Consider the following 6,270-nt stretch of genomic DNA (forward strand, 5'->3'; position numbering starts at 1 on the left):
CGAGTTCATCAAGCGCGCAAAGGACAAAAACGACTCGTTCCGCCTCATGGGTTTCGGGCATCGCGTCTACAAACACTACGATCCACGGGCGAGCGTGATGCGCCGCACATGCTATGAAGTGCTTGATCATCTCGGCGTGAAACATGACCCGCTTCTCGAGCTGGCCATGGCGCTCGAGAAAATCGCCCTCGAGGACGAATATTTCGTCGAGCGGAAGCTCTATCCGAACGTCGATTTCTATTCCGGCATTATCCTCAAGGCGATCGGCTTCCCGACGAGTATGTTTACTGCACTCTTCGCCATCGCGCGCACGGTTGGCTGGGTCGCACAATGGAATGAGATGATCGAGGACCCGAGCCAGAAGATCGGTCGTCCTCGCCAGCTCTACACCGGCCACACGAAACGCGCCTACGTGCCGATCGAACAGCGGAAATAATCGTGCCGTGGCGAGCGGCGTCAAGCGCTACAGTGGACAAGATGGATCGAAGGGCCCTTCGCCCAACGTCCCAAGGCGCCGACGCCACGCGCCCGCGAATGATAATGCCCTCCTGCGGCACCGATTATCCCGCCCGCGGCATGCGTTAGGTCTCGCCGCGGTGACGCTGGCGTTCCTGCTGGCCGCGGCGCTGATTTGGGCGATCTGACCTCGGCGTATGTGGCGATCGATCAAGCCCGCTCGACCAACTCGATTTTGTAACCGTCGGGATCCTCGATGAAGGCGATGACGCTGCCGCCGTGCTTCATGGGGCCCGGTGGACGGGGAATCTTTACCCCTTCGGCTGCGAGCCGCTCGCAAGCGCCATAGATGTCCCGGACGGAGATCGCGAAATGGCCGAATCCTTCGCCGAGCGCATAAGCTTCCTTCCGCGGCCAGTTGTAGGTGAGTTCGATTACGGTTGAATTCATCTCATCGCCATAGCCGACGAAAGCGAGCGTGAATTCGCCGCTGGGATAGTCCTTGTTACGCAGCTCCTTCATGCCGAGAAGGCGCGTGTAGAAATCCAGCGACTTCTTCAGATCGCGCACCCGTACCATCGTGTGCAGGAATTGCGCGCCCTCGAACCCGGTCTTGCCGACTGCGGCGCGTTTTGCTTCCGTTACGGTCATGGTGGCATTCCTCTCCTAATGGGATCGCCCAACTCTATGCCATCGAAGGCTGTTTTGTCTTCTCCGCAATCACCCTGAGCACGGTGCGAGCCGCCCGCGTGCTCGGCGGCGACCCATCCATGCCCAGGGCATGGAGTGCAGGTCGGACGGCGTCGATCTGCGCACGCCGCGCTTCGGGATCGCGCAGCAGTTTGCCGACCGCTTCAGTCAATCGCTCCGGGCGGCAAGCGAATTGGAGAAACTCGGGAATCACGGGCCGATTGAGCATTACATTAACAAGCGTGGCGTAACGCACTCTCATCAAAAAAACGCGCAAAATCGCGGCAGTGATGAAATTGATCCGGTAGGCGATCACCATCGGGCAGCGCGCCAACGCCAATTCCAATGAAACCGTGCCTGAGGCGGCGAGTGCGGCGTTTGCGGCGGCGAAGGCGTCATATTTCTCGTTCGCGGAGCGAACGATGACGACCGGCATTGGCCAGCTTGCGGTGCGCGAAGCAACGCTCTCCGCGACCGTGTCGACGGTCGCGATGACGACATGAAGATTTGGCCACTCGGTCGTGAGGCGCTCGACGGTCTCGGCGAACCTTGGCAGCAGCCGCGCGATTTCGCCTCGCCTGCTCCCCGGCAGAAGCGCGAGAAGGGGCGCGCTTGCTGGGATGCCGTGACGTGCCCTGAAACGCCCGCCATCGCCCTGCTCGGCACCCTCCTCGATCACCGGGTGGCCGACAAACGTCGCTGGCAAACCTTCCTTCTCGAAATAGGGTGGCTCGAATGGCAGCAACGTCATGATATGGTCGAGAAAGCGGGCGGATTCCTTGGCCTTCCATGGCCGCCACGCCCACACCATCGGCGCGACATACCGGATCAATGGTATGCCGAGCCGTTTCCGCTTCACTCGCTTCTCGACTCTGCCGCAAAACCCGCTCGCATCGATCGAGACGACGGCCGCTGGGTGGAGCGCTTCGATTCGCGAGGCGGTTTCGCGAATTCGTCGCAAGATGAGCGGTATCCGGGGCAACACCTCTGTCAGTCCCATGACTGACAGTTCTTCCATCGGGAAATCGCTTGTCAGTCCCTCGGCCGACATTCGCTCGCCCCCGATTCCGGCAAAGCGCACGTCGCCGTTCGTCTCGCGCTTCAGCGCCGACATGAGCCGCGCCCCGATTGCATCGCCCGACGACTCTCCCGCCATGAGAAAAATGAGAGGCCCTGCCGACCGCTCCACGATGCCAGGGTTCGAGGTCACTCCATTGCCCCGATACCGATGACGAACAGGCCGGCGGCATCCGCCTTCGCCACCACCGCATCCCGGTCGATCACAAGTGCCCCGCCAGCCTCGATCGCAATACCCCTGAGGCCGGCCGCCTTAGCATTCGCAACGGTCCTTGCGCCGATGGCGGGTAGATCGACGCGCGTCTCCTGGCCGGGTTTCATCATCTTGATGAGAACGCCGCCGCGGCCGCCGCGTTTCAACTCTCCGGCACGCGCGATCATCGCGTCCGTACCTTCAACCGCTTCGAGGGCCAGGACCACGCCCTGCTGCACGATGACACCCTGTCCTACATCGACGCGGCCAAGCGCCCTCGCGACTTCGATGCCGCGCTTGATGTCGCTCCATGCTTCCTCATCGGGTGCGACCCTGCCGTAAAGCCCTTCGGTAGCCAACAGGCCGCGATCAATCGTCTCCGGCCCGACGATGTGAAATCCGCGTCCCTCCAGCCATTGGATCACCGCGGTATGGAGTGCGTCGTCTCGAAAAAACGCCTTACCCACGCTGTAAATGAACTGTAATGCGGTCTTGTCGGGAATAAGCTCGGAGAGACTTGGGCGTCGAAAGGCGCCGGCCAGTACGAGATCCTTGGCGCCGTTCGCGTGCAACAACTCGACCGCTTTGCCCGCTGCGCCAAGTCGAACCCACGCATGGGGTGCTGACGCAATGTGCGCTTTCTCCGCGTGACCCTTGATCGCGACGACAAAGACCTCGCGCCCCTCCTTCCGGCAGGCCTCGATCAGGCGCGCCGGAAGCGCTCCTCCGCCGGCAATTATTCCAAGCTTGTTGGCCATTTCACCTAGTCGACTTCCCCGGGCCGGGGCTGGCAGATCGCCCGATTCGAGTCGGCGCGGATGAAGCTTGCGATCTCCATGACAACTTCGTTGTCGTGATAGATTTCCTCGACATCCGACAAGCGCTCGGCCATCGTCCCTTCTTGGGCAAATAAAAGGCGGTAGGCGGTCCTGAGGGTGTGGATCTGGTCCCTCGTGAAGCCGCGGCGCTTTAAGCCAATGATGTTCAAGCCGGCCAGGCGGGCCCGGTTTCCCATCACCGAACCGTAGGGAATAACGTCGTGCTCGACGCCGGACATGCCACCGATCATGGCATGCTTGCCGATGCGAGCGAACTGATGCACCGCGCACAAACCGCCGAGCACGGCCCACTCGCCAATCTGAACGTGCCCTGCCAGCGTTGCATTGTTCGCCATAATCACGTGGTCGCCGATCTTACAGTCGTGCGCCACGTGGGCGCCGACCATGAAAAGGCAGTTGTCTCCGACGCGCGTCACCATTCCACCGCCCGTCGTGCCCGTGTTCATGGTAACGTGTTCGCGAATAATGTTGTTCGTCCCGATGACAAGCTCAGACGCCTCTCCCTTGTATTTGAGATCCTGCGGAATCTGCCCAATCGACGCGAAAGGGAAGATCGTTGCCTTAGGGCCGATCGTCGTCCGTCCGTCAATGACGACGTGCGACCCGATCCGGCTGTTTGCGCCGATCCGCACGTCGGACCCTATGATCGAGTACGGCCCGATTTCAACGCCAGGGCCGAACTCCGCCCTTGGGTCGACGATAGCACTGGGGTGAATTCGCACGGCGCCCGCTTGCGTTTGGTCCAATACTGCCATCGCTCGCCGTACTTACTCTTCCATGATCACGGCGCTGACTGTTGCCTCGGCGGCAAGATTGCCGTCGACCTTTGCAGCGCCCGAGAATTTCCAAACGAAGCCGCGATTGCGTACCTTTTTCACGTGAATCCGAAGCTGGTCGCCAGGAAAAACCGGTCGGCGGAATCGGCAATTATCGATTGTCATGAAATAAACGAGCTTGCCCTCCACTTCGGCGCCGAGGGTATGCACAACGAGGACCCCCGCGGTCTGCGCAATGGCCTCGACGATGAGCACGCCCGGCATCACAGGTCGGCGGGGAAAATGTCCTTGGAAGAAGGGTTCGTTGATTGTGACGTTTTTAATACCGACAGCACTTTCGCCGGTTACGATCTCGACAACTCGATCGATCATCAGGAACGGATACCGGTGTGGCAAAATCTCCATCACGCGCGTGATGTCGATTTCGTTTGGCTTGCTTTCCAAAATCTTGGTTTCCATTGCCTTACCGCTTTCCGTGCCTGTGTCCCGCCCCGGAAGGAACGAGGGTCTGCAAAATCATGGACGGCGACCCCAGGCGGCCTTGGCTTCCCTACCGACGGCGGCATCGGCCTCAGTATTGTCGCCTGGTCCGCGTTTAGGCGCCTTTGTGCCCGATTTGCATGACTTTATCAACGCCCACACGAAAGACCCCCTTCCCCAGGCCCGCGAATATCCGCACGGGGGGATGGGGAGGTTTGGCCGAAATCGCCGTGTTTCTCAGCGACTATTTGGGAAAGGCGAGAGTTACCGACGGCAGCTTCGCATTTAGCCGTTTTACGACCTCTCCGGTAATGTCCATCTCCGGTTCGAAATGCAATGCAGCCTGCCGGGTCAGCACAAGGGTGATCCCCTGCTCCTTCGCGATCTGGTCCACGATCTGGTTCAGCGCGGTTTCGACTTGTAATTGAGCCTTGCCGAGTGCTTCCTCGGATTTGTTCCGTCGGTCCTGGGTCTCGCGCTGCGCGTCCGCAACCTTCTGCTGGAATTCCTTCTGCTTCTGCTGGAATGCTTCTGGCGAAAGAACCTCCCGCTGGCGCTGCAGATCGTCCTCCATTTTGCGGAACTCGTCGTTCTTGCTTTGGAGGGTTTGCTGGAATCCTGCGCGCGCCTTGTCGAGCTGGCTCCTAATGCTTTTGGCCGCCTCGGAGGTCTGCATGATCTGATTGATGTCGACGATGGCTACCGTCGGCGTCGGAAACTTCTTTCCGGCTGGTGGCGTCGCCGTCTGCGCCCATGCCGTCGACAGCGCCGCGATGCCGATCGATATCAAGACCGCGCTGGCCGATACGATGATCTTTCGGTTCATTTCCCTCATGTCCTTTATGTCCCTAAAACCGCGTCCCAAAACTGAAACGGAAAAGCTCCTTGATGTCGTGCGGATCCCTTACGACCGGGTACGCGACATTGACGCGAATCGGCCCGAATGGCGATTTCCAGCCTAGGCCCACACCCACGGATACGCGAATGAGAGGTGAATCCGCTGAGGATATGCCCGCAAGATCCGTGTCCTTATCCACAAGGGTACCGATCTGGGTGAACGCCTTGCCGACAATACCGAACTCCTTGGGCAGGCCAATCGGGTAACTAAGTTCCGGTGTCACGACAAAATATTTGAGGCCGCCGACGGCGTCCTTCGAGTCGATATCCCTCGGTCCGACGCCCGAGGTTCGGAAGCCGATGAAATTGTCGCCGCCAAGGAAGAATTTGTCGGTGATGCGAACTTGCTCGCCAAGTGCGTCTATATAACCGCCCTCCCCGCGGATGGCCGCGGTCCACTGGTCCGCGATGGGGTAGTAGTAGGACCCCAGCACAACGTTGCGAATAAACTTCACGGTGCCGCCGAGACCGGCGTAATCCGAGCTCCATTGCCAGAAATAGCCGGTCGTCGGGTCGAGGCGGTTGTCCCGCCGGTCATAGGTCAAATCCTGCCCGATCAGCGACGTGGTGGCACTGCCCTGCTGTTCTTGAATATATAGCGGAGCGCCGGCCGATATATCGCTCACTCGGTCGCTGCGAAGCGTGTAGCGCCAAGTCTGATGCAGATAATCGATCACGTCGTAGCCGCCGCGCACGGTACCGCCAAATGATTGTTGCTTATATCCGCTCTCCGACGTGTAGTCCGTCGTCGTCGCAAAGAGATCGGCACCCACCGTGATGTTTGTGTCCATGAAATACGGATCGGTCCAGCTCGCGTCGATCTCCTGCTCGCGAAACGAGATCGCGAACCGAGCCGATAGAT

The 6,270-nt window shown here is 59.9% G+C and carries 8 protein-coding genes; 1 reads left to right on the forward strand and 7 read right to left on the reverse strand.

Annotated elements, in window-relative coordinates; genetic code table 11:
- Positions 1-436, forward strand: a 436-nt coding sequence (locus VEJ16_07135) for a citrate/2-methylcitrate synthase (protein HYB09427.1), incomplete at its 5' end; no start/stop codon positions are given.
- A 230-nt stretch (positions 437-666) separates the two neighbouring features.
- Here the strand turns inward: VEJ16_07135 and gloA are convergent.
- The 7 genes from gloA to VEJ16_07170 form a co-directional block, all read right to left on the reverse strand.
- Positions 667-1,107 (reverse strand): lactoylglutathione lyase, encoded by a 441-nt coding sequence (gene gloA / locus VEJ16_07140; GenBank protein ID HYB09428.1) that lies wholly within the window; start codon positions 1,105-1,107, stop codon positions 667-669.
- A 34-nt stretch (positions 1,108-1,141) separates the two neighbouring features.
- On the reverse strand, positions 1,142-2,356 hold the full coding sequence (lpxB, locus tag VEJ16_07145; protein ID HYB09429.1) for a lipid-A-disaccharide synthase: 1,215 nt from the start codon (positions 2,354-2,356) through the stop codon (positions 1,142-1,144).
- Positions 2,353-3,174 (reverse strand): UDP-2,3-diacylglucosamine diphosphatase LpxI, encoded by an 822-nt coding sequence (lpxI, locus tag VEJ16_07150; protein HYB09430.1) that lies wholly within the window; start codon positions 3,172-3,174, stop codon positions 2,353-2,355. Before lpxI ends, lpxB begins: the two co-directional genes overlap by 4 nt.
- Positions 3,175-3,179: 5 nt before the next feature.
- Positions 3,180-4,001: an acyl-ACP--UDP-N-acetylglucosamine O-acyltransferase gene (gene lpxA / locus VEJ16_07155; GenBank protein HYB09431.1), complete on the reverse strand. Its 822-nt coding sequence runs from the start codon at positions 3,999-4,001 to the stop codon at positions 3,180-3,182.
- 21 nt (positions 4,002-4,022) lie between these two features.
- Complete coding sequence (gene fabZ / locus VEJ16_07160; protein HYB09432.1) at positions 4,023-4,490, reverse strand: 3-hydroxyacyl-ACP dehydratase FabZ; 468 nt, start codon at positions 4,488-4,490, stop codon at positions 4,023-4,025.
- Between the two features lie 265 nt (positions 4,491-4,755).
- Complete coding sequence (locus tag VEJ16_07165; protein ID HYB09433.1) at positions 4,756-5,337, reverse strand: OmpH family outer membrane protein; 582 nt, start codon at positions 5,335-5,337, stop codon at positions 4,756-4,758.
- 22 nt (positions 5,338-5,359) lie between these two features.
- Positions 5,360-6,270, reverse strand: a 911-nt coding sequence (locus VEJ16_07170; protein HYB09434.1) for a BamA/TamA family outer membrane protein, incomplete at its 5' end; no start/stop codon positions are given.

It is taken from the genome of Alphaproteobacteria bacterium (genome assembly GCA_035625915.1).
In the GTDB taxonomy this organism is placed as follows: Bacteria; Pseudomonadota; Alphaproteobacteria; order JACZXZ01; family JACZXZ01; genus DATDHA01.